This window comes from Aureibaculum flavum (genome assembly GCF_016406085.1).
GTDB classification, from domain to species: domain Bacteria; phylum Bacteroidota; class Bacteroidia; order Flavobacteriales; family Flavobacteriaceae; genus Aureibaculum; species Aureibaculum flavum.
In genome coordinates, this window is sequence record NZ_JAEHFJ010000003.1 from 135,530 (window position 1) to 159,434 (window position 23,905).

Here is a 23,905-nt window from a genome sequence, read left to right on the forward strand (position 1 = left end):
TATCTTATTTGTATGACCTCGTCTTCAGTTCAATATCTTTAAACTCTAATTCTTCTTTATGTAAAATTGCTTCACTTGGCTTACCTGTATATTCCCAAGCAGCTACATAAGCATAGTTTTTATCATCACGCAAAGCTTCACCATCTTCAGTAACATATTCTTCACGGAAATGTCCTCCACAGGATTCATTTCTATTTAAAGCATCCTTAGCAAATAATTCTCCTAATTCTAAGAAATCAGCTACTCTTCCTGCTTTTTCTAATTCTTGATTAAATTCTTCATTCTTACCTGTAACTTTTACATTTTTCCAGAAATCTTCTCTAATATCTTGAATTTCTTTAATCGCTTCTTTTAAATGTTTTTCATTACGAGCCATTCCCACTTTGTTCCACATTACCAATCCTAATTTTTTATGGTAATAATCAACGGAATGCGTTCCTTCATTATTAATAAAGAAATCTATTTTATCTTTTACTTCTTTTTCAGCAGCTTCAAATTCTGGAGATTCTGTTGAAATTTCTCCAGTACGGATATCATCCGATAAATAATCACCAATTGTATATGGCAATACAAAGTATCCATCAGCCAAACCTTGCATTAAAGCAGAAGCTCCCAATCTATTTGCACCATGGTCAGAGAAATTTGCTTCACCGATACAGTACAATCCTGGTACTGTCGTCATTAAATTATAATCAACCCAAACACCACCCATAGTATAGTGCGTTGCTGGATAAATCATCATTGGTGTTTCATAAGGATTTTCAGCGATGATTTTTTCATACATCTGAAATAAATTTCCGTACTTTTCTTCAATAATACCTTGTCCTAATTTTATAATTTCTTCTTTCGAAGGATTTTTAATTCCATGAATTTTAGCTTGTTCTTTTCCATAACGTTGAAAAGCAGCAGCAAAATCTAAATACACAGCTTCACCGGTTGCATTTACACCATAACCAGCATCACAACGCTCTTTAGCAGCTCTAGAAGCCACATCACGTGGAACTAAATTACCAAACGCTGGATATCTTCTTTCTAAATAATAATCTCTATTTTCTTCTGCAATTTCAGTAGGTTTTAATTTACCTTGTTGAATTGCTTTCGCATCTTCTAATCTTGCAGGAACCCAAATTCTACCATCATTACGTAATGATTCTGACATCAACGTTAATTTTGATTGATAATCTCCAGAACGCGGAATACACGTTGGGTGAATTTGTGTAAAACAAGGATTTGCAAAATAGGCTCCTTTTTTATGTATTTTCCAAGCTGCAGTAGCATTAGAACCCATTGCATTGGTAGATAAGAAATAAACATTTCCGTAACCACCCGTTGCAATTACAACAGCATGGGCAGAATGACGTTCTATTGCACCTGTAATTAAATCACGAGCAATAATACCTCTTGCTTTACCATCTACTTTTACAACGTCTAACATTTCATGACGATTGAACATTTCAATCTTACCACGAGCAATTTGACGGTTCATTGCAGAATAACAACCTAATAAAAGTTGTTGTCCTGTTTGTCCTTTCGCATAAAAAGTTCTTGAAACCAATACACCACCAAACGAACGGTTGTCTAACAACCCTCCATAATCACGAGCAAAAGGAACTCCTTGTGCCACACATTGGTCTATAATATTTCCAGAAACCTCAGCCAAACGATAAACGTTAGCTTCACGTGAACGGTAATCTCCACCTTTTACAGTATCATAAAAAAGACGATAATCAGAATCACCATCGCCCATATAATTTTTTGATGCATTGATACCACCTTGAGCTGCGATTGAGTGAGCTCTACGAGGTGAATCTTGATAACAAAATGCTTTTACATTATAACCTAATTCAGCTAACGATGCTGCGGCAGAACCTCCAGCCAATCCGGTACCAACTACAATAACATCAATATTACGTTTGTTAGCAGGGTTTACTAAATCAATATGGTTTTTATACTCTGTCCATTTATCTTTTATTGGACCTTTTGGTACTCTTGAATTGAAAGTCGTCATAATATAGTATAAGATTAATGGTTAAAGTGATGATATAAGGTTACAAAAATAAATCCAGCAGGTATAATAATAGAATACCATTTACCTAAAGCTTTTACAAAACTTGAGTATTTATTATTAAAACCCATTGATTGAAAGGCCGATTGAAATCCGTGTAACAAATGCAATGCAAGAAACACAAACGCCACAGAGTAGGCAGCAGCACGCCATAGGGGCACAAACTTATGTTGTAATTCCTCGTAATACCTTGTTGAGTCTGCTGGTAAACCCTCAATGTATTTATAATTCATTTCTGGTAACCAAAAATCAATAAAGTGTATGACTAAAAATGCTAAAATTGCAAGTCCACTATAGACCATATTTCTACTCATCCAAGTAGAGTTTGCAGCACCTTTAAAATTGACATACTTTACGTCTCTTGCACCTTTATTTCTAATTTCTAAAACAAAGCCCATTACAAAATGAAAAATCACGCCGATAATTAAAACGGGTTGTAATCCAAATTGTATTAACGGGTTTGTTCCCATAAAATGGGACAACTGGTTAAATACATCCTCACTAAAAACGGAGGTTAAATTTACAGTTAAATGAATAATTAGGAAAATAATTAGAAAGAGTGCAGATAATGCCATTGCAAACTTTCGTGCTATTGAAGAAGATAAAAATCCACTCATATTGGTTTGGTTTTTTAATAAGTAACAAAGATAATATTTACATTTTTGTCTGTAACATTAGTTACTGTATTTTTTTCTTATTTAGAATGATTATAAAAACATTACATTTATAAGATTAAAATGAATACTTTAAAAACACTTTAAATATATGTATACCAAAAACGTACAATTCACAAACAAACAAGGCTTAATACTCGATGGAAACATAGATTTTCCTATTGATAAGAAACCTTTGAGCTATGCTCTATTCGCTCACTTTTTCACAGGGAGTAAGAATTTTACAGCGGTACGGAATATATCTAGAGCCTTGACACATAATAGAATAGCCGTTATGCGATTTGACTTTTCGGGATTGGGTAAAAGCGAAGGCAAATTTGAAGATTCTAATTTTTCGACCAACATTGATGATCTTATTTCAGCCGCCAATTATTTAAAAGAAAGTTTTGACTCCCCGAAGATAATTGTGGGCCATTCATTAGGCGGAGCCGCAGCAGTTTTTGCTGCCAATAAAATCGAATCAATTCAAGCTATTGTTACTATTGGAGCCCCTTCAAACCCATCGCATGTAGAACATTTATTTGAAGATCATCTAGAAAACATTCATTTGGATGGTGAAGCTACTTTTGAAATCTCAGGAAGACCTTTTACCATAAAAAAGCACTTTTTAGAAGACTTGAATTCTAAAAATATGACCAAGTTGTTAAACGATTCTAGAAAACCCATTTTGGTGTTACATTCGCCACAAGATAAAATTGTTGAAATTTCCAATGCTAAAGAAATATACAAAGCCGCACACCATCCGAAAAGCTTTATTTCTCTTGACGGAGCCAATCATCTATTAACCAATAAGGCAGATTCCTTTTATGTAGGTGAAGTATTATCAAGCTGGGCCAAACGTTATGTATTGACAACTAAAGAACCTGAACTAAGTACAGACAAACAAACGGTGGTTAGAATAGGTAAAACCAAATATAGTACGGAAATTGTAGCAAGAAATCATTCTATCCTAGCAGATGAACCTAAAAAATTTGGAGGTAAAGACTCAGGCTTAACACCTTATGAATTATTACTAGCAAGTTTAGGTTCTTGCACCGCAATCACTTTAAGAATGTATGCCGATAGAAAGAAAATGGAATTAGATGAAGTTTTAGTTCATTTAGAACATTTTAAACAGCACGCAGAAGATTGTATTTCTTGTGACGAAGAACCAGCAAAAATTGATAAATTTGTACGAACCATAGAATTAATCGGTGATCTTACTTTTAATGAACGCAAGCGATTAATACATATTGCTAATAGATGCCCGGTGCATCGTACCTTAGAAAATAAAATTGAAATTGAAACCATTTTACGCTAAACCAAATTCATGAAAATTTTTATCCTTTCTGTTGGTGAAAATATCTATTCCACACAAAGATTAGTGCAGGAAGCAAAAAAATTGAATCATAACGTTAGGGTAATTAATCATGCTCAGTGCTCCGTAAAATTAGGTATAGGAAAGCCCCAAATAATTTTTGAAGGTGAAAATATTCTGGATATACCTGATATCATTATCCCCAGAATTGGGGCATCAGTAAGCAGACACGGAGCGGCAATTGTTAAAGAATTTGAAATGAATGGCGTATTTAGTACGGCTCGCTCATTAGGGATTTTAAGAGCACAAAATAAGGTCCGCACATTACAAATTATGAATCGAAAAAACATCCCCATTCCACAAACGGTTTTTTCTATAAATCATAAAAACATCAATGAACAAATTGAATTATTAGGCGGCCCTCCCGTAATTATTAAGTTGCAAGAAGGTACTCAGGGTATGGGCGTTATTATTGCCGAATCTAAAAAATCAGCTAAATCAATAATGGACACCTTCTATACTATGAATGCCAGTTTTTTACTACAAGAATATATAGAGGAATCTAACGGAGAAGATATTAGAGTAATTGTTGTAGGCAACAAAATAGTAGCCGCTATGAAAAGAAAAGGTGCTATTGGCGAGTTCAGGTCCAATATACACAGAGGAGGCACTGGTGAAATTGCTAATTTAACAGAGATAGAAAAAAACATTGCCTTAAGAGCAACGAAATATTTAAGTTTACCAGTAGCTGGTGTAGACATAATTAGATCAAAAAAAGGCTCCTTATTATTAGAAGTAAATGCATCACCAGGCCTACAAGGTGTAGAAGCATACACCCAAATAAACGTAGCATACCACATAATAAAATATTCAGAAGATTATGTTCGAGAAAAAATTCAAAAACGAAACCATAGAAATTAGAGGTAAAAAAGTGGGATTAGGAGAAAGTGTATTAATCAAATTCTCTATTGACAGATTGCCTACCGGTACACTAATTGAAATTCCTGTTTATGTATTTAACGGAAAAAAAGAAGGCCCAACTATTTTATTGCAAGGTGGCTTACACGGAGATGAGACCAATAGTATTGAGATCATCAGAAGAATGCTTGAAAATAAGTACTTTAATTTAGAAAGAGGTTGTGTTATTGTAGTCCCTTTACTTAGTGTTTTTGGATTTTTACATTTCTCTAGAGATGTACACGGTAAAGATGTCAATAGAAGTTTTCCGGGAACAAAAACAGGTTCATTAGCTAGTAGAATTGCCTATTTCCATTTGAGAGAAATTGCCAATAATGTAGATTATGCCATAGATTTTCATACGGGAGGAGCTCAAAGAAGCAATTACCCTCAAATTCGATATACAGAATCATCAGAAGAAAGCAAAAAATTAGCAGAAATTTTTAGTCCCCCGTTTCTTTTCCCATCAGACTTAATTAATAAATCATTTAGAAAAGAAGCTCTAAAACTAGGTATACCTATCATTGTTTATGAAGGTGGCGAGTCGTTGAGGTTTGACGAAAATTCCATAAAAGAAGGGATGGCAGGCACATTAAGGATTTTAAAACATTTAAAGATGATTAAAACAAATCCAATGGCAAGTCGCAAAGCTAAAAAGAGTATCCCTATAACCAAACGACGATGGGTTAGAGCAAGAATAGCGGGTTTATTCAATGCTTTTGTACATAATGGTGATAAAGTTGAGAAGGGTCAAATAATTGGAGACATTACAGATACTTATGGAGAAACTTCTGTAAAAATAAAAGCTCCATTAACTGGATATATAATAGCTATAAATTATTTTCCTATTATTAACCGAGGAGATGCCATTTTTCATATTGGACGCGAATAATCCGTATATTTACCTTTTTTAAATTAATGTCAGACGAAAACAAACATAGCTTAGAGCCAAACAACTGGGTAAAGGAATATTCGGATTATTTATATAATTACACCATAACCCGAATAGACAATCACGAGCAAGCCAAAGATATTGTTCAAGAAACCTTTTTTTCAGCACTAAAAGCAGCCAAAAACTATAGAGGTCAAGCTTCTGAACGCACATGGTTAATTGCAATTTTAAAACGCAAAATAATAGACCATTACCGTAAAATAAACTCACGAAAAGGCAAAGCCGAAATAAAAGTTAATTTTCATGAAGATGGAGATAAAAAAGGAAGTTGGTTAGAAGAACGGGTACCGCAATTATGGGATAATGAAGCTGAAAAACAAATTGAAAACACGGAACTTAAAAGCGTATTAGACAATTGTATTAATAACCTACCTGACAAATACAGACTGGTCTTTAATTTAAAAAATGTTGAGCATTATGAAACTGAAGAAATTTGTAATGAGTTAGATATTACCGCGTCTAATCTTTGGGTTATCATACATAGAGCCAGACATCAACTAAGAAAGTGTATGGAAGATAACTGGTTTGCAAAATAGTATTTTATGAGTAAGAAAATTTTTATTAGCTGTGATGAGGCTACCACAATTTGTAATAAAAGCCAATATAAGGAAGCTTCTTTTTTGGAGATAGTAAAATTAAAAATACATCTCTTTAGTTGTAAAATATGTGGAGCATATTCTAAACAAAATGCCACATTAACCAAAGTTTGTAGTAAGCATTTACACAAAACTCAGGGGGAACGTAAACTTTGTAAAGAAGAAAAAGAAGCTCTTCAAAAGGAAGTGGTAAAAAAAATAAATTCGAATACATAATATTCCAACACTAGCTTTTGGTAGTTTTATTTAATATTTTAGTAAAAGATGGATATTATACCGCAAAAAATAGACGATTACGTAGTAGAACATTCAGAAAATGAGCCTCAATTATTAAAACAGCTTAATAGAGAAACTTGGCAAACCGTTTTGAACCCAAGAATGTTAAGTGGTGCATTTCAAGGTCGCGTATTGTCAATGTTATCAAAACTAACACAACCCAAGTCAATTTTAGAAATCGGTACATATACAGGTTATTCAGCGTTATGCCTGGCAGAAGGCCTATCACACGATGGTATTTTACATACCATAGATCATAATGAAGAACTAGCTTCTCTACAAGAGAAATATTTTAAAAAGTCTTTATATAAACATCAAATAAAACAATACATTGGAAATGCAATAGATATAATACCAGCAATTGATGAGAAATTTGATTTGGTATTTATTGATGCTGATAAAAGCAACTATACCAATTACTATAATTTAGTAATTGATAAAATGAATAAAGGTGGCATAATCTTATCAGATAACGTCTTATGGAGTGGTAAGGTGGTTGAGAAACTAAACCCTAAGGACGAAGATACGAAAGCATTACTTGCCTATAATAAACTACTCAAAGAAGACCCTAGAATTGAGACCGTTTTATTACCTATTAGAGATGGCTTAACTATAAGTAGAATAAAATAACAATTCTTTAACTAAAGATTTACACTTTATTAACTTGTAATCTGGTCAAGTTTGCATAGCTTTAGGGTACTTCTAAATACGCTAACTATGAACACACAAGCACTACCTTCAAAAAAAGCTAGTTTTCAGCAATGGCACAAAGAAACCATTAGATGGGCTAAAGAATTTGACGTATACATTTATGAGTTAAATGAATTAAAAAAACGCGTCGATTCTAAAAAAGTTAAAGACCACATCGATGTTCAAGTACAAAAAAATATAGTTTTAATCACTAAAACGACTCAAGACAGGTTATTGAAAGATGTATTAGATGGGCTGCAAAAACACAAAGCACACTTTACTAACTTATTGCAGTCTGAAAATCAAATGGAGATTCAAAATTATAAAGACGCACATCTTTCTTTGACAAAAAAAATTAGACAACTTCGGGGAAAATTAGGATCTTTAAAAACGCGTATTTCTGATTTCTTAAATTCAGAATCTAGAATTCAACGACATGGATATAGCTACTAAAGCACCCATATCAATTAGAATTAACTTTTTTTAAAAAGTATATACTTATTTTGTAAAATAAGAGTCCAATAGTAATACCTAATAACATTCCCATAAAAATATCAATGGGAAAATGAACACCAATGTATATTCTACTGTACGCAAATAATAGTGGCCAACCTAGTAGTAAAAATGGATATTTATAGTACTTTCTTAACGTTAATATCATAAAAGTAGTTACTGCAAAAGATGTTGTTGAGTGACCTGATACGAAACTATAACCTCTCGGCTTCTTTAAAATTCTAATAAGCTCATTAACTGTAGGGTCGTTGTTAGGTCGTAACCTAGCTACATTATTTTTAATGAGATTTACAAACTGATCAGAAAATGCCACCAATCCTGCGGCAACTAAGACAAGTATAAGTCCCTTTTTCCATCCGTAGGATTTAAAAATAAAATAGAACAGTAGTAAAAATAAAGGAATCCAACTAAATTGGTTGGTAATAAACATCCAAAATGAATCCCAGGGCTCAGAACCCCAATTATTCAGATAAACAATTAATTCTTTATCGTATTCAAGAATTTGGTCTAATAAATCCAATTTATAAGTTCCGTTTTATAGGACCAGTTACATCGTCTATATTGCCCTTTATATTATCCTGAATAGATTTCATATCCTTCTTAAGATCCTTAGCTAAATTGGTGTCTATACCTTGTTTTTCCGCCGTTTCAGTAATCTCTCTTTTAATATCATTGGTAGCGTCCTTTAATTGACGCATGCCTTTCCCTAATCCTTGGGCAATACCTGGAATTTTATCAGCACCAAAAAGCATCAATACAATAACGACCACTACAAAAATTTCGCCACCACTTATAAATAAAAAATACATAATTTTAATTTATTGATACAAAGATAATAGAAATTAGCAGAATAGTTAATCTAATTCTCTTTTAGCTGTACGTATTTTTATTACGTCTATTAATCGTTTCAATTTTTCCAGTTCTTCAACACTATTTAATCCTGAAATTTCAAGTATACCATTCGGTATGGCTCCATGAACTATCGGAGCCATATACAAAACATTATTAATTATTAGAGCCAATGGTTTACCAATATTATTTTCTGTTAAAATAAAAAATTGGTCTTTACCATTTCCATCAAGCTCAATAGTTAAAGATGGCCTTCCGCTAATATCAAAAGAGTTCTTTACTTTTTTAAACTTATGGATTCCTACAAAACCACTGGTATCAACTTTATACGTTTTTGTACTATCACTTTTTAAAATAAACTCTTTTCCTAGAGTTGAAGTTTGGTAAATACCATTAAACCTTACAACTTTAGAACCATTGTTATTTTCTTGAGCATAAGAGTTACAATACAAAAGGCAGAAAATGACATTCAATATGATTATTTTAGGTCTCATAAAATTGCTATTAGCAAGTTCAAAGATAGCAGAATTTACAAAGTCCAAAATAATAATATTTATATTAGCATACATACCCAAAATCAAGAGAACATGAATTTTAGAAAAGCTAATAAAAATGACGTTGCATTTATTGTAAATATGATTGCTAGTGATGCACTTGGAAAGTTAAGAGAGGATTATAAAGAACCTCTTCCTGAAAAATATTTTAACGCTTTTTCAGCTATTAATGCAGATCCGAATCAAGAGTTAATTGTTGTTGAAACTGATGCTTCTGAAATTATAGGAACTTTACAATTGAGTTTTATTCAGTACTTAACCTATCAAGGTGGTGTTAGAGCACAAATTGAAGCTGTACGCATTAGAGAAGATTTTAGAGGTAAAGGTATTGGAAAATTGGTATTTGAATGGGCAATTGAAAGAGCCAAGCAACGGAAAGCTCATTTACTGCAACTTACAACAGATAAAAAACGTCCAGATGCTATAAAATTCTATAAAAAATTAGGATTTGTAAATAGCCACGAAGGCATGAAATTGCATTTGTAGATTTTATTTTTTCACCAACATTCGCTTAATCTCATTCAATTTCATTAAGGCTTCAATAGGTGTTAACGTATCAATATTTGTAGCTAATATTTCTTCTTTTATGTCCTCCAACAAAGGATCGTCTAGCTGAAAAAAGCTCAATTGAACATCTTCTTCAGTCGCTTGTTTGAGCTTGTCTTTAATTTCATCTGAAGAGTGACTAGCTTCCAATTTTTTTAGCATTTTATTGGCTCTGTGAATTACAGAAGCTGGCATACCTGCTAATTTAGCCACATGTATTCCGAAACTATGTTCACTACCACCTGGCACTAATTTTCTAAGAAAAATAACATTGTCTTTCAATTCTTTAATAGAAACATTGAAGTTTTTGACCCGATCAAAAGTTTCGGTCATGTCATTTAATTCATGATAATGTGTGGCAAATAATGTTTTAGCCTTTGAAGGATGTTCATGTAAATATTCAGCAATTGCCCAGGCAATTGAAATTCCATCATACGTACTTGTTCCGCGACCAATTTCATCTAATAATACCAAACTGCGTTCAGATATATTATTTAAAATATTAGCAGTTTCGTTCATTTCTACCATAAAAGTAGATTCTCCCATGGAGATATTATCACTTGCTCCTACTCTAGTAAATATTTTATCAACTACACCAATTCTGGCTTGTTGTGCAGGGACATAACTACCCATCTGTGCCAATAATACAATTAAAGCAGTTTGACGTAAAATAGCTGACTTACCACTCATATTAGGCCCCGTAATCATAATAATTTGCTGCTGACCTCTATTCAGCACTACATCATTAGCAATATATTCTTCACCAATAGGTAATTGTTTTTCTATTACCGGATGGCGACCATTTTTAATTTCTAAATCAGTGCTTTCATCCAATTGCGGACGCACATAATTATGGTCTTTTGCCGTTTGCGTAAATGAGCATAAGCAATCTAATTTAGCTACCCGTTGAGCATTTTCTTGAACTTGCAAAATATGCACCGTCATAAACTGTAATAAATCAGCAAAAATTTGCTGCTCTAATACTGCAATTTTTTCTTCTGCACCTAAAATTTTGGTTTCGTATTCTTTCAGCTCTTCAGTGATATAACGTTCAGCATTTACTAACGTTTGCTTTCTAACCCACTCTTCAGGAACCTTGTCTTTATGAGAATTTCTGACCTCGATATAATATCCAAATACATTATTAAAAGAAATTTTTAAACTAGGTATTTTGGTGCGTTCAGATTCTCGTGCTAACATAGCATCCAAATAATCTTTAGCGTTTGTAGAAATACCTCTTAAATCATCTAATTCTTTGGAGACATTATTCGCAATTGTGTTTCCTTTATTGATATTTACTGGAGCATTCTCATTTATTGTTATTGCTATTTTTTCAATTAAATCAGTACAATTATGTAATTGTTTCCCTAATTGTTGTAAAGACTTATTCTCACTTTTTTCAGCATTTACTTTTATTGGTAAAATAGCCTTTAGAGAATCTTTTAATAGTACTACTTCACGCGGGTTTATCTTTCCTGTTGCTACTTTAGAAATCAGTCTTTCAATATCACTAATTTGCTTTATTTGATAGGTAATTCCATCATAAAACGCATCATTATCAATCAAATATTTCACAATTTCGTGTCGTTGCTGAATTTGTTTCAAATTCTTTAGAGGCAATGCCAACCAGCGTTTTAACAGTCTTCCACCCATTGGCGAAATGGTTCTATCAATAACATCCAACAATGTAACTGCTTCTGGTTGATTGGAATAATACAATTCTAAATTGCGAACAGTAAAGCGATCCATCCAAACATAATGATCTTCTTCTACACGATGAATGGTAGAAATATGTTCTAATTTTTTATGCTGCGTTTCTGATAGGTAATATAAAATTGCACCCGCAGAAACAATTCCGTGTTGTAAATCATCAATACCAAAACCTTTAAGTGATTTTATCTTAAAATGTTCCGTGAGTTGTTCATTAGCATAATCGTCTTGAAAAATCCAATCATCTAAATAGAATGTATAATAACGCTCACCAAAAGCTTCTTTAAACTTGTTTTTAAACTGCTTTTGGACTAAAACCTCACTTGGACCAAAATTTTGAAGTAGCTTGTCGATATATTCTTCATTTCCCTCTGCCACTAGAAATTCGCCTGTAGAAATATCTAAAAATGATATCCCCAACTTTCTTTTACCAAAATGAATGGCTGCTAAAAAGTTATTGGTTTTAGATTGTAATACCTCATCATTTAATGCAACTCCAGGTGTAACCAATTCCGTTACTCCACGTTTTACAATAGTTTTGGTCATTTTAGGATCTTCCAACTGATCGCAAATAGCAACTCGCATTCCCGCCTTTACCAATTTAGGCAAATACGTATTTAAGGAATGATGTGGAAACCCTGCCAAGGCCGTTTCGCTTTCGCTACCTGCACCACGTTTGGTTAAAACGATGCCCAAAACACCCGCCGCTTTAACAGCATCTTCACCGAAAGTTTCGTAAAAATCGCCCACTCTAAATAATAACATCGCATCAGGATATTTTACCTTGATGGCATTATACTGCTTCATTAATGGGGTGACTTTTTTTGTTTTAGCCAAGATTCTGGAGATTAAATGATAAGACGCGAAGTTACATTTTTTTAGAGTGCCTGTAAAATGAAGCTGGATCAATTATTCACAATCGTCATATTTATTATTTACTTTTGGACAATTAATATGGGCAACTTAAAACAATAAACTGAAAATTGAACCATGAGGAAATTAAAAAACAGCGAGCTAGATCGATTAAATACCAATGAATTTAAAGAGGCCTCTAAAACACCATTGATTGTTATACTTGATAATATCAGGAGTTTAAATAATATCGGCTCGGTGTTTAGAACGTCTGATGCCTTTCTTGTTGAAAAAATTTACCTCTGCGGTATTACCGCACAACCACCACATAAAGACATTCATAAAACAGCTTTGGGAGCGACAGATACTGTTGATTGGGAGCATGCAGAAGATACGTTGACACTTATTGAAAAATTAAAGAGCGAAAATGTTGAAATTGCATCTATCGAACAAGCCGAAAACAGTATTGAACTTCAAAATTTTACACCTGTAAAAGGGAAAAAATTAGCTATTGTATTAGGCAACGAAGTTAAAGGCGTACAACAAGCAGTAGTCTCAGCATCTGATTACTGTCTTGAAATTCCGCAATATGGCACTAAACATTCCTTAAATATTTCGGTTACCTGTGGAGTCGTTTTATGGGATTTATTCAATAAAATAGAAAAGAGATCATAGTGATTAAATATTATCTTAAACCTCTTTTCTAAAATCTGTTGCTATTTTACTTCCATTCAAAATCCCCGTTTTCTATAGACCAATCGTTACCGAAAAAACCTGCACATTTTACAGCATCAATACCTTCATTTAACACTTGATTATCAAAAAGAAGCACATCAGGAAAAGTTGTTCCATTCACCATATAATGATTAGCGTAAGTCGCTTTCATGCCTTCATCTCCCGAAGCGGTCACCACACCAACACTTGCAAAATCACTATCTTTTCTGGCTGTAGTAAAGTACATTCCCCATTGGTTTCCAACTAATTTTTTACCACCAAAATCGACTTCATTATTTTTTACTTGAATAGGACTGTCTTTTAGCAATAATTTCCAAGCTACATTAGTATCCTTATTTCCATAAATGATAACATTTCTATCAGCATATTTTTTTAAAGAAAAGTCCGTATCTTTTATCATTTCTACATTTCCGTTTGCTCGATAATAAAAAGTTTCAGCATCAAAAAGAGCTTTGTGGTAATTCCATTCATTTTCAGAAGCATTACCTTTTGTACCATAAACAAAAACTACATTATTTCTAAAAGCATCTTTAAATCCCCCATTTCTATGTGGTCCTTTTTCGCTTAAAGAAGGTACCGTAGTTGTTTTCCAATTACCATTCTCTTTTTTAAAGTAATTCTTATTTTTAGTAATAATTTCTAATACTTCACCATCAAGCGTAAGTGTATTTATTGTGTCAGATAATGTTGACAAATCAACTTCCAAAAGGGCAACATTATCCGTAGTTATAGTAAAACCTTTTTCTTTTGACATATCAAAAGAGCTTACTTCAAATTGTTTTTCTTGTTGATGGATGGTAATAAAATGGGCTGTTGCAGAAACGCCTGGTGATCCTGTATAAAATTCTAACTTTTTCACATCGTCATCCTTTTTAATAGTGCGTTGTTTGAAAAAATCAAAAATTGGAGCCCAATCTACACTGTGATTCCCATACCAATGGGTACCATCAGGATATTCATAATACGTAAAATCATTATGAAATTTACCCAAACGCTCTCTCATTTGTCTTGCAATAATAGTTGGCACTACATTATCCTTTTCACCATGTAATATGTAAACTCCGCTTTGTAAATAATTACGTTCCAATTTTAATGTTCTACTTGGAGTGCCCGCTCTTTCAATAATATTTTCTAAAGGCGTATTTATAGATTGTAATTTCATACGCTCTACAGTTTTTGGCGATAGCCCAACACGCTCCAATTGTTCTGGTGTCATTTCTAACATTCGTTTCGTAAAACCATCACGATATGCCAATAAATCAGGATAACCTGCACATGGAGCAATAGCAGCAAATTTATCAGGATAGGTGGCTCCTAAATACCAAGTTCCGTGCCCACCCATTGAATGACCCGTTAAATAAATTTTGCTTGCATCTGGCTTATAAATAGTTGTTGCATCTGCTAAAACTTCCAAAGCATCTAATCTGCCCCAATCTTCCCAGGCAAAGCCAAATGGACGACGATTAGTAGGGGCTACTAAATTTCCCCAATCTTTTTGCTGATATGCATTTGCCTGATTTACCGCTTCAACAGACGCCCCATGCACTGATAAAAACAACGCCTGCGAAGCGTCTCTAGTTGTGGATGGAGCCACACTATAATATTGCACACTACCATCAAGTTTACTAATAAAGGTCTTTTTATGATGTTTGTATTTTGATTTTATTTGTAGTTTAACTTCTTGTTGATCAAGGGCAACACCTTTACTATTTTTCAACTGCAATTGCATTTCAATGCCTTCTTTAGAAACCTCAATTGGTGACGAAGCAAAAGTAAAGGGCACTTTCTGCACTGATAACGGCGGAATAGTAGTAATACTAGTTTCTAAGTTCTTTTGACCCAATTTGGCATCAATGGTTGCCCTTTTCACCCAATTTTCAGTAGCATTTATAACTCTAATAGCTCCTTTATACTCCATATCTTCTTCAGACTGAACATTAGGTAACGTCATATCTCTTGTCGTAAATTGCACCCCGGTACTAGGTGTTATTAACCTTGCCCTTATTCTTGGAAAACGCCCCACTTTCAATACAAAAACATTCTCTCCTTTTTTTAATTTTACAGGGATAAGGCTATAACCGAAATCATAATGATCACCTTCATGCGGAAAACCATTAACTAAAGCTAATGAATGACCTGAAGCTTCAAAAAGCACTATTTTTTCAGCATTCGATTTATAAGACAGATACACATAAGACGATCGTAAACTACGATCAGAAAAACTACTAGAACTATCCACTTTAATAGCTTTCCATTGCAATTGCTCTCCAAGATAATCAATATCAAAAACCGTTTTGTTTTTAGCTCGATACTCTTTATTACTCAAGAATTGTTCAAAAACAGGGTCCTTTGGAAAAGAGGAAGACTCAAACCCAAAACGAGGCATTTGCAGTGCCAATCCTGTTTTAAAAACATGTAATACGTTGCCTTCACTAACCTCATTGACTTTTTCTTTACCAAAATACTCCACTATATTACCCGTTTTTTGAGCATTAGAAATACTTAGTGCGAATGCTAAAACTAATGTTATAACCAGTTTTTTTTGCGTAAATGTTTTCATTTATTCTAGAATTAATTTTAAACCTCTAAAGTATTACTAATTCTAATTTTGCCGTAATTTTTTAGACCAAGAGCTTTTATTAACACCTCAAAGTAATTTGAATGGGATAAATTATTAAACTAATGAAATACTTGGTTTAATTTTTGATATGATTTACATGTCTTTTTGAACCTAACTAAATGTACCGATTCTCACTTTTCTGTATTGTATTTCTCTTTCTTCTTCAAGGATGTATAAAGCAAAATTCAATAAATGAAACAATTATCAGAAAAGAATATGGGCGTAAAATATTAAATAATGATAGTACATATATAGAAATTGATTTAAAAAAATACCCTACTTACTTAAGACTTCACAACAGAATGCAAGAACTAGCTTGCAGTGATAGTACACCCAAAATTTCTTTTAGATCTGATAATATATTAAAGACTGTATATTTTCCTGGATCTTGTCAAAATATGCCAATCTACCTAAGAGAGAAGAACGTTATAGAAATTACTCAAGATTCTGTTTTTAAATCCATTAATGTACTCTCAATAGATAGCTTGTACTATATAATGAAAATGGATTATTTTAATAACGGCGAAGACCCAAGTCTCAGTGATAGTCATGATAGAGTTCGTATTAGAATTCAATATGATAAAGATGAAAGAACAAATGAGTTGACTCAGTTACTTGATAAAATCACAAAATATTTTGATTCAGTTAAAGTTAAAACTTCACTAAACATTTCCCTTTTTGAAAAATTAATTAATGCCCCACCACCTCCCCCTCCCATTGACTTGAATGAAATAGAATAACTTAAAGAATATACTTCAACATTGAAGTGAAAATTGACAACAAACCCATCAAAATTCGTTAATTTTGCACTTCAATTTTTTTACAATGTATAGAAGTCATAATTGTGGTGAATTAACATCATCAAATATTAATAATGAAGTTACCCTTTCTGGATGGGTTCAAAAAGTACGTGATAAAGGATTTATGATTTGGGTAGATTTACGTGATAGATACGGAATTACTCAACTTATTTTTGATGAAGAACGTACTTCAAAAGCAATTCTAGATCAAGCTCAAAAATTAGGGCGAGAATTTGTAATACAAGTAAAAGGGAACGTAATTGAACGAGCTTCTAAAAATCCAAATATTCCAACAGGTGAAATTGAAATACTAGTTTCTGAATTGACCGTGCTCAATGAAGCCTTATTACCTCCATTTACTATAGAAGACAAAACGGATGGTGGTGAAGAATTAAGAATGAAATATCGCTACTTAGATATTCGAAGAAATCCTGTAAAAGAAAAATTAATTTTTCGTGCTAAAGTGGCCCATGAAGTTAGAAATTACTTATCAAAACAAGATTTTATAGAGGTAGAAACTCCATATTTAATAAAATCGACACCAGAAGGTGCACGTGATTTTGTTGTGCCTTCTAGAATGAATGAAGGTCAATTTTATGCTTTACCTCAAAGTCCACAAACCTTTAAGCAATTATTAATGGTAGGTGGATTAGATAAGTATTTCCAAATTGTAAAATGCTTTCGCGATGAAGATTTACGTGCCGATAGACAACCTGAATTTACACAGATAGACTGTGAAATGGCTTTTGTTGAACAAGAAGATATCTTAGATGCTTTTGAAGGATTAACCCGTCATTTACTAAAAGAAATTAATGATGTTGATGTAGAAAAATTTCCTAGAATGACGTTTGATGATGCCATGAAAAAATATGGTAACGACAAACCTGACATCCGTTTTGGTATGGAGTTTGGCGAACTTAATGAAGTGGCTCAACATAAAGAATTTAACGTTTTTAATCAAGCAGAATTAGTAGTTGCCATTGCAGTTCCTGGAGGAAATAATTACACGAGAAAAGAAATTGACAAACTAACAGACTGGGTTAAACGACCACAAGTTGGTGCATTAGGTATGGTATATGTACGTTGCAATGAAGATGGAACTTATAAATCATCTGTTGACAAATTTTACGATCAAGAAGATTTAGCTAGATGGGCGGAAGTTACTGGAGCAAAAGCTGGCGATTTAATTTGCGTCCTTTCCGGACAATCAAATAAAGTAAGAGCACAACTGAGTGCTTTACGAATGGAATTGGCAGAACGTTTAGGTTTGCGTAATCCAAAACAATTTGCACCATTATGGGTAGTTGATTTTCCTTTATTAGAATGGGATGAAGAAACAGAACGTTTCCATGCGATGCACCACCCGTTTACATCACCAAAACCTGAAGATATTAAATTATTAGATTCTGATCCTGCAAAAGTTAGAGCCAATGCATACGATTTGGTTTTAAATGGTAATGAAATAGGAGGTGGATCTATAAGAATACACGATAAAACAACACAATCTTTAATGTTTGACCATTTAGGGTTTACCAAAGAGGAAGCAAAAGAACAATTTGGTTTCTTAATGAATGCTTTTGAATATGGTGCCCCGCCACATGGTGGTATTGCCTTTGGCTTAGACAGACTGGTTGCTATTTTAGGCGGACAAGAAACCATTCGTGATTTTATTGCGTTCCCTAAAAATAACTCAGGTAGAGATGTAATGATTGATGCTCCGGCACCCATTGATGAATCTCAATTAAAAGAGCTTAATTTGAAATTAAGATAGCTCTATCATAAATTAAAAAATGTCAAGCCCATTAAAAATAGTATTACGTAAATTCTTAATTTGGAGATACAAGCACATCCCTGAAAAGCAGTTTATATACATACTAAGTGCAGTCATTGGTTTATTGGCAGGTCTCGTTGCCGTAACTATTAAGAATTTAGTACATTTAATTCAGAATTTACTAGAAGGACAGTTTATAAAAGATTTACATCAAGCCTTTTATTTTATATTCCCATTAATTGGTTTGTTACTCGTTCTAATTATAAAAAGGAAGCTAATTAAAAAAAAGATAGGGCATGGAATTCCTTCCACCCTATTCGCAATTTCAAAACAAAAAGGGTTGATGCCAAGACATCAAATGTGGGCCTCTTTAATTTTGGCTCCATTAACGGTTGGTTTTGGTGGTTCTGTGGGTTTAGAAGGCCCAACAGTAGCAACTTCTGCCGCTATAGGCTCTAATACAGCAAGATTATTTCATTTAAATCAAACAACAAGAACATTGTTAATTGGAGCAGCTGCGGCTGGAGCAATGGCATCAATATTTAAAGCTCCAATTACCGCCATTGTATTTGCTGTAGAAATATTTAGTTTAGAATTAACTATGGCATCTATGATACCGCTTTTGATAGCTTCAATTTGTGCGGTATTAACCTCTTATTTCTTTTTTGGAAATGATGTATTGTTACATTTTACTTTACAAGAATCTTTTAGTTTTAAGGACGTATTATTCTATATATTACTCGGTGTAATCTCTGCATCGGTTTCTGTTTATTTCAGTAAAATTTATTTCAGACTGAACACTTTTTTTAGATCCATAACCAATTTGTATAAGAGATTAATAGTTGGTGGAGTTTTATTAGGAGTTATCATTTATTTTGTACCTCCACTTTTTGGTGAAGGCTATGAAACCATCAACAACATTCTAAGAGGAGACATAGATCCTGTTTTAGTTAATAATATATTTCATACAGCCACAGATAGTACGTGGATTATCATAACGCTTCTAATAGGTTTGGTTATTTTTAAAGTGGTGGCCACTTCTTTTACGTTTGGAGCCGGTGGAGTTGGTGGTATTTTTGGTCCTACACTTTTTACAGGAAGTGTTACAGGTTACGTATTTGCACTTATAATCAATCACACCAATTTATTTGTACATCAGTTATCATTAACTAATTTTGCGATGGTAGGTATGGCTGGATTAATGGCTGGAATTTTGCACGCCCCATTGACAGCAATCTTCTTAATTGCAGAAATTACAGGCGGTTACGAATTATTTGTACCATTAATGATAGTTTCGTCCATATCTTATATTATTGCTAAAAAATATGTTCCACATAATATTTACCATAAACAATTGGCAGAAAGAGGTCAATTAATTACGCATGATAAAGATAAAAATGTGTTAATGATGTTAGACTTGGATAAAATTATTGAAACAAATTTTATTCTTCTTTATCCACAAATGACATTAAGAGAAGTAGTAACTAAAGCCGTTGCGAAGTCGTCAAGAAATCACTTTCCGGTGGTAGATGAAGACAATCAGTTCTTAGGGATTTTAACCCTAAACGACATTAGAAGTATCATGTTTGACAGCAAATTATATGATACCGTCACTGTTGAGAGTTTAATGCGTAGTGCTCCAGATATTATCTACTATGAAAAGCATACTACAGAAGATATTTTAAATAAGTTTAAATCTTCAGGTGCTTGGAATTTAGTAGTTATCAAAGAAGGTAAATACTTTGGTTTTATTTCAAAATCACGATTATTAACGGCTTATCGACAGACTTTAATAAATGTAACATCAATATAAAAAAATCCCTTTCAGTAAATGATCTACTGAAAGGGATTTAATTTTTACAATAAGGAATTAAATTAATTCTTTACCAAAGGTTTTTCCGTCCTAATTTTAAGATCGGCAGCAATATTTAAAGCTTCTTCTATATAAATATCTTTACTTAAGTTTTTGTGCCATATCTCACGTTTCTTAGCCAAAAGAGAATCTTGTTTAAACAACTCTAATTCATAAGGCAGTGAAGTAAAACTCAGGTTATTTTTATATTCATAAAGGCTTTTAAATCGATTGCCTTCCTCTTCTCTATTTTTTAAATCTTCATTATATTTTTTATAACTTAAATAAACTTTAGTATCGTCTTGACCTTCTTTTAACCATTTTGCATTGCTATCAATCAGTTTGAACTGTTCATTTTCAGCGATACGTTTTTTACTATTATTTATTACATCATCAAAATTTGAATAACCATTCCATACTTTATAATCGGCACTTGCAATTTTATCCCACTTCAACGAAGTTGCTTCATCTCGTTCTCCAATTTTTAAATATGCATATCTATCTGGCATAGCGACATCAGAAACCACACCTTTAAGCTGAGTAGAGCCTCCATTTATTCTATAAAATTTTTGAATTGTCAGTTTTAACGCACCTAAATCTTTTGGATAATCAAAGTATCTGTTAAGTGCCATATAATTTTGTACAGTACCTTTTCCATAACTTTGCTTACTACCAATTATTACGGCTCTATTATAATCTTGCATTGCGGCGGCAAAAATTTCTGAAGCAGATGCTGACAATTCATTTACAATAATTACCAATGGTTTATTCCATTGAATTTTATAATCTTCATCTGAACGTATTTTTGGCTCACCGTCTTTGTATTTTACTTGTACAATAGGACCTTCTTCAATAAATAACCCTGCAATATCAATTGCCGTATCTAAAGAACCACCACCATTATTTCGTAAATCAATTACTAAGGCTTCAACATTCTCTTTATTTAATCTTTCCACTTCAAGTGCCATATCAGTGGCAGAGTTTCTAAAATTTCTTTCGCTAAAATCGATATAGAATTTTGGTAAATCAATAACTCCAAGTTTTTTATTACCCATTTCCACAACACTTGTTTTTGCAAAAGTTTCTTCAAGTTCGATAACATCCCTTATTATAGGAATAATCTTAACCGAACCGTCCAACTTTTTAACGGTAAGCCTTACTTCGGTACCTTTTTTACCTTTAATAAATTCTATAGCGTCATCTAAACGCATTCCTACAATATCTAACGGCTCTCCATCTGCTTGTGCTACTTTAGTAATAATGTCTCCTACTTCTAAATTTCCATCTCTCCAAGCGGGTCCTCCAGAAACAAGTTCATCTACACGGGTATACTCACCTTTTCGTTGTAATCTAGCACCAATCCCTTCAATTTTACCTGACATTTCAGTATCAAATTTCTTTTTGGTTCTAGGAGCAAAATAGGTTGTATGCGGATCAAATTCTGTAGAAATACTATTTATAAAAATAGAATACCAGTCTTCATCATCCTCTTCATCTTTATATTCAAAAAACTCTTCCATGCTTTTCAATGTAGCTTCTCTAGCCTCAACTTCTAGCTCCGCAAAAGTTTTCACTTCAGCTTTAGGGTCTTCCTTTTGTTTATCTTCTTGTGCTTCAATTTTACTATGTAAACGAGATAAAGTTGTTAACTTAAATTGTTTTTGCCAATTGATGATTAATTCTACCTCATTTTTTGGAAATGCCTTATTTTCATAATCAACATCAAAAACCTCATCCTTATCAAAGTCAAACGGATGTTTTAAAATTTCCTTATAAAAACCTTTAGCCTCTTGAACGCGTTGCAAGTATTTTGAAGTTACAATACGATAAAAAGAAAGGTCTTCTTTTTTTATTTGATCATCTAACTGAAGTTTATATTTTTCAAATATCTTAAGGTCTTCTTGCGTAAAGAATCGCTTTGCAGGATCTAAACCTTCAATAAAATTATTATAAACAGCAGTAGAAAACTCATCATTTATTTCATGTGGCTGATAATGACCTTGCGTTAGTGCCGACCTTATCAGTCCCAACAATATTTTTTCTTTTTCAGGATCTGGGTTTTGCTTCATATTAAAGCTTAACAATACACCAGCCAATAAAATTATTGGGAGTATAATTTTATAATTCGATTTCATAAAGTTTATTATTTTTTTCATTCAGTATATTCAACTAATCTACTAAAATAGTGCCAATAATTTAATTTTTAAAGGATTTAACAGATTTTTTGCATTTGACCTACTTTTACTCTAATATAAGACGAAACTAATTTTAGATATTACAAAACGAAAAAATTTAAAATCTGTTATAAAATATATGTTAAACAATTCGTAAAGCTTTTATCAGCAGATTAAATACTATTTATTGATTAAAAACGGCTCATTTCTCATCGCTTTTTAACATTTTTAATAACCTAATTACACTTTGAAACTCATAATAGTTATCAATTGCGTAAAAAATGAATAACTTTTACTTTAATGCAAAATATTTAACCCCGTCCATAATAAAAAAATGGTAGTTTTGTAAAAAGAGAATAAGATATAAATATGAGTGAAAGACCTTTAATTTTAATTTGTAATGATGATGGTATTACAGCACCAGGTATAAGAACCTTAATTTCTGTAATGAACGAAATTGGCGATGTAGTTGTTGTTGCACCAAATAACCCACAAAGTGGTATGGGACACGCCATTACGGTAAACACAACCTTAAGATGTAACCCTATTACTATTGATGATGGACCACAATTAGAGTACAGTTGTTCTGGTACACCAGCCGACTGTGTTAAAATGGCAGTCAATGAAATATTGAATAAAAAACCTGACATCTGTGTTTCTGGAATTAACCACGGTTCTAACGCTTCTCTAAATGTAATTTATTCTGGCACCATGAGTGCTGCAGTAGAAGCGGGTATTGAAGGCATTCCGGCTGTTGGATTCTCTTTAATGGATTATAATTGGGATGCTGATTTTGACGCATGTAGAACCTATGTCAAGACCATTGTAAAAAATATTTTAAAAAATGGGTTACCAGAAGGTGTTGTGCTTAATGTAAACATACCTGACTTAAAAAAAGATGAAATTAAAGGAATCAAAGTATGCAGACAAGCACACGGAAACTGGGAAGAAGTTTTCGATAAGCGTGTTAGCCCTCAAGGGGAAGATTACTATTGGTTAGCCGGAAAGTTTGTAAACCTAGATAAAGGAGAAGATACTGATATGTGGGCATTAGAAAATGGATATGTTTCTATGGTACCTGTTCAGTTTGACATGACAGCACATCATTACATCAAAAATTTGAACACATGGGATCTGTAAAAAAAGAAATATTTATTGGAATTTTAATTGGTTTGGCAGCTACGGCTGGAGGCTTTTATTTATATGTAGAATATGCCTTAGAAGGCACATTTGAAGAATCACTGGCTGTATTAAAAGAAAATAGTCTTTATGGGCAAGTACTGAGTATTGCAGCTATACCAAATCTTATTGCCTTTTTTATATTTATAAAAAAACGTCAAGATTATAGAGCTAGAGGTGTATTAATTGCAACGTTAATGGTAGCATTGCTAATATTGGCAGCTCAGTTTGTTTAGTTTACTT

Annotated in this window: 22 protein-coding genes; 14 read left to right on the top strand and 8 right to left on the bottom strand. The window is 32.9% G+C overall.

Annotated features, from left to right (window positions below; genetic code table 11):
* Positions 1-4: 4 nt before the first annotated feature.
* Positions 5-2,008, bottom strand: a complete 2,004-nt coding sequence (locus JBL43_RS06530; protein ID WP_198840667.1) for a fumarate reductase/succinate dehydrogenase flavoprotein subunit — start codon at positions 2,006-2,008, stop codon at positions 5-7.
* A 14-nt stretch (positions 2,009-2,022) separates the two neighbouring features.
* Complete coding sequence (locus JBL43_RS06535; protein WP_198840668.1) at positions 2,023-2,682, bottom strand: succinate dehydrogenase cytochrome b subunit; 660 nt, start codon at positions 2,680-2,682, stop codon at positions 2,023-2,025.
* 148 nt (positions 2,683-2,830) lie between these two features.
* Between JBL43_RS06535 and JBL43_RS06540 the strand changes: the two genes are divergently transcribed.
* The 7 genes from JBL43_RS06540 to JBL43_RS06570 all read left to right on the top strand — a co-directional run bounded on the left by JBL43_RS06540 (position 2,831) and on the right by JBL43_RS06570 (position 7,960).
* Complete coding sequence (locus tag JBL43_RS06540; protein WP_198840669.1) at positions 2,831-4,039, top strand: bifunctional alpha/beta hydrolase/OsmC family protein; 1,209 nt, start codon at positions 2,831-2,833, stop codon at positions 4,037-4,039.
* Between the two features lie 9 nt (positions 4,040-4,048).
* Positions 4,049-4,957, top strand: coding sequence for a RimK family alpha-L-glutamate ligase (locus JBL43_RS06545; protein WP_198840670.1), 909 nt, complete (start codon positions 4,049-4,051; stop codon positions 4,955-4,957).
* Positions 4,917-5,885 (top strand): succinylglutamate desuccinylase/aspartoacylase family protein, encoded by a 969-nt coding sequence (locus tag JBL43_RS06550; RefSeq protein ID WP_198840671.1) that lies wholly within the window; start codon positions 4,917-4,919, stop codon positions 5,883-5,885. The genes JBL43_RS06545 and JBL43_RS06550 overlap by 41 nt, the downstream gene beginning before the upstream one ends.
* Positions 5,886-5,911: 26 nt before the next feature.
* Positions 5,912-6,481: a sigma-70 family RNA polymerase sigma factor gene (locus JBL43_RS06555; protein ID WP_117879944.1), complete on the top strand. Its 570-nt coding sequence runs from the start codon at positions 5,912-5,914 to the stop codon at positions 6,479-6,481.
* 6 nt (positions 6,482-6,487) lie between these two features.
* The gene (locus tag JBL43_RS06560; protein ID WP_138951950.1) at positions 6,488-6,757 is read left to right on the top strand and encodes a hypothetical protein; all 270 of its coding nucleotides are present in this window, start codon (positions 6,488-6,490) and stop codon (positions 6,755-6,757) included.
* A 48-nt stretch (positions 6,758-6,805) separates the two neighbouring features.
* Positions 6,806-7,447: an O-methyltransferase gene (locus tag JBL43_RS06565; RefSeq protein WP_198840672.1), complete on the top strand. Its 642-nt coding sequence runs from the start codon at positions 6,806-6,808 to the stop codon at positions 7,445-7,447.
* A gap of 87 nt (positions 7,448-7,534) precedes the next feature.
* Positions 7,535-7,960, top strand: a complete 426-nt coding sequence (locus tag JBL43_RS06570) for a hypothetical protein (RefSeq protein WP_198840673.1) — start codon at positions 7,535-7,537, stop codon at positions 7,958-7,960.
* 10 nt (positions 7,961-7,970) lie between these two features.
* Here JBL43_RS06570 and JBL43_RS06575 read toward each other — a convergent pair whose 3' ends face one another.
* From JBL43_RS06575 to JBL43_RS06585, 3 genes are read right to left on the bottom strand one after another with little or no spacing between them, the layout of a single operon-like run.
* The gene (locus JBL43_RS06575; protein ID WP_233098709.1) at positions 7,971-8,540 is read right to left on the bottom strand and encodes a phosphatase PAP2 family protein; all 570 of its coding nucleotides are present in this window, start codon (positions 8,538-8,540) and stop codon (positions 7,971-7,973) included.
* A 1-nt stretch (position 8,541) separates the two neighbouring features.
* Positions 8,542-8,829 (bottom strand): Sec-independent protein translocase subunit TatA/TatB, encoded by a 288-nt coding sequence (locus JBL43_RS06580; RefSeq protein WP_138951955.1) that lies wholly within the window; start codon positions 8,827-8,829, stop codon positions 8,542-8,544.
* 45 nt (positions 8,830-8,874) lie between these two features.
* Complete coding sequence (locus JBL43_RS06585; protein ID WP_198840674.1) at positions 8,875-9,363, bottom strand: SecDF P1 head subdomain-containing protein; 489 nt, start codon at positions 9,361-9,363, stop codon at positions 8,875-8,877.
* A 93-nt stretch (positions 9,364-9,456) separates the two neighbouring features.
* On the opposite strand from JBL43_RS06585, the gene JBL43_RS06590 reads away from it, so the two are divergent.
* Positions 9,457-9,909, top strand: a complete 453-nt coding sequence (locus tag JBL43_RS06590) for a GNAT family N-acetyltransferase (RefSeq protein ID WP_198840675.1) — start codon at positions 9,457-9,459, stop codon at positions 9,907-9,909.
* A 3-nt stretch (positions 9,910-9,912) separates the two neighbouring features.
* Here the strand turns inward: JBL43_RS06590 and mutS are convergent, their stop codons facing one another.
* A complete protein-coding gene (gene mutS / locus JBL43_RS06595) occupies positions 9,913-12,486 on the bottom strand; it encodes a DNA mismatch repair protein MutS (RefSeq protein WP_198840676.1) in 2,574 nt (857 codons plus the stop codon).
* Between the two features lie 183 nt (positions 12,487-12,669).
* Here mutS and JBL43_RS06600 point away from each other — a divergent pair, with 183 nt between their 5' ends.
* A complete protein-coding gene (locus JBL43_RS06600; protein WP_198840677.1) occupies positions 12,670-13,206 on the top strand; it encodes an RNA methyltransferase in 537 nt (178 codons plus the stop codon).
* A gap of 46 nt (positions 13,207-13,252) precedes the next feature.
* On the opposite strand, the gene JBL43_RS06605 is transcribed toward JBL43_RS06600, so the two are convergent.
* Positions 13,253-15,826 carry a carboxylesterase family protein gene (locus JBL43_RS06605; RefSeq protein WP_198840678.1) on the bottom strand — a complete coding sequence of 858 codons (2,574 nt, stop codon included), beginning with the start codon at positions 15,824-15,826 and terminating at the stop codon, positions 13,253-13,255.
* Positions 15,827-16,005: 179 nt separating this feature from the next.
* Here JBL43_RS06605 and JBL43_RS06610 point away from each other — a divergent pair, with 179 nt between their 5' ends.
* From JBL43_RS06610 to JBL43_RS06620, 3 genes are all read left to right on the top strand, one after another.
* A complete protein-coding gene (locus JBL43_RS06610; protein WP_198840679.1) occupies positions 16,006-16,626 on the top strand; it encodes a hypothetical protein in 621 nt (206 codons plus the stop codon).
* Between the two features lie 85 nt (positions 16,627-16,711).
* A complete protein-coding gene (gene aspS / locus JBL43_RS06615) occupies positions 16,712-18,457 on the top strand; it encodes an aspartate--tRNA ligase (protein WP_198840680.1) in 1,746 nt (581 codons plus the stop codon).
* A 19-nt stretch (positions 18,458-18,476) separates the two neighbouring features.
* Entirely contained in the window at positions 18,477-20,270 is a 1,794-nt protein-coding gene (locus tag JBL43_RS06620) for a chloride channel protein (RefSeq protein WP_138951969.1), read from the top strand.
* Positions 20,271-20,332: 62 nt separating this feature from the next.
* On the opposite strand, the gene JBL43_RS06625 is transcribed toward JBL43_RS06620, so the two are convergent.
* The gene (locus tag JBL43_RS06625) at positions 20,333-22,465 is read right to left on the bottom strand and encodes a carboxy terminal-processing peptidase (protein WP_233098710.1); all 2,133 of its coding nucleotides are present in this window, start codon (positions 22,463-22,465) and stop codon (positions 20,333-20,335) included.
* Between the two features lie 387 nt (positions 22,466-22,852).
* On the opposite strand from JBL43_RS06625, the gene surE reads away from it, so the two are divergent.
* The gene (gene surE, locus JBL43_RS06630) at positions 22,853-23,623 is read left to right on the top strand and encodes a 5'/3'-nucleotidase SurE (RefSeq protein ID WP_117879957.1); all 771 of its coding nucleotides are present in this window, start codon (positions 22,853-22,855) and stop codon (positions 23,621-23,623) included.
* The gene (locus tag JBL43_RS06635; RefSeq protein WP_117879958.1) at positions 23,611-23,898 is read left to right on the top strand and encodes a hypothetical protein; all 288 of its coding nucleotides are present in this window, start codon (positions 23,611-23,613) and stop codon (positions 23,896-23,898) included. The genes surE and JBL43_RS06635 overlap by 13 nt, the downstream gene beginning before the upstream one ends.
* Positions 23,899-23,905 lie beyond the last annotated feature (7 nt).